Origin of the sequence: Pseudoalteromonas sp. TB64, assembly GCF_000498095.1 — a bacterium.
Taxonomy (GTDB): domain Bacteria; phylum Pseudomonadota; class Gammaproteobacteria; order Enterobacterales; family Alteromonadaceae; genus Pseudoalteromonas.
Genome location: NZ_AUTQ01000239.1, coordinates 1 through 611 on the forward strand (window position 1 = coordinate 1; position 611 = coordinate 611).

Consider the following 611-nt stretch of genomic DNA (forward strand, 5'->3'; position numbering starts at 1 on the left):
GTGGGCGCAGGAGGATTCGAACCTCCGACCGCTCGGTTCGTAGCCGAGTACTCTATCCAGCTGAGCTATGCACCCACTTTCATAGATTGCTTATTTAAACTCTAAGCAGAGCGTATAAATTAAGACATAAAAAAACCGATTTCCATCGGTTTATTTTTCTTACACTTTAAAAGCGTATGAAAACATGAAAGTGGTGGGCGCAGGAGGATTCGAACCTCCGACCGCTCGGTTCGTAGCCGAGTACTCTATCCAGCTGAGCTATGCACCCACTTTCATAGATTGCTTATTTAAACTCTAAGCAGAGCGTATAAATTAAGACATAAAAAAACCGATTTCCATCGGTTTATTTTTCTTACACTTTAAAAGCGTATGAAAACATGAAAGTGGTGGGCGCAGGAGGATTCGAACCTCCGACCGCTCGGTTCGTAGCCGAGTACTCTATCCAGCTGAGCTATGCACCCACTTTCATTTTTACTTTACTCGTTTTTACTCTAAGTGAGAGTCTATAAAGTGGTGGGCGCAGGACGTATCTTGTAAGAATGAACCTCCGACCGATTGGCTTTAGCCAATACTTTACTTTTTTATACTCTAAGTATGAGTCTATAAAGTGG

3 tRNA genes are annotated in these 611 nt (G+C 42.7%); all 3 read right to left on the reverse strand.

Annotated elements, in window-relative coordinates:
• Window position 1 precedes the first annotated feature (1 nt).
• The 3 genes from L647_RS0119925 to L647_RS0119935 all read right to left on the reverse strand — a co-directional run bounded on the left by L647_RS0119925 (window position 2) and on the right by L647_RS0119935 (window position 461).
• A tRNA-Arg gene (locus L647_RS0119925) sits at window positions 2–75 on the reverse strand.
• A 116-nt stretch (window positions 76–191) separates the two neighbouring features.
• A tRNA-Arg gene (locus L647_RS0119930) sits at window positions 192–268 on the reverse strand.
• Between the two features lie 116 nt (window positions 269–384).
• Window positions 385–461, reverse strand: a tRNA-Arg gene (locus L647_RS0119935).
• Window positions 462–611: the final 150 nt, after the last annotated feature.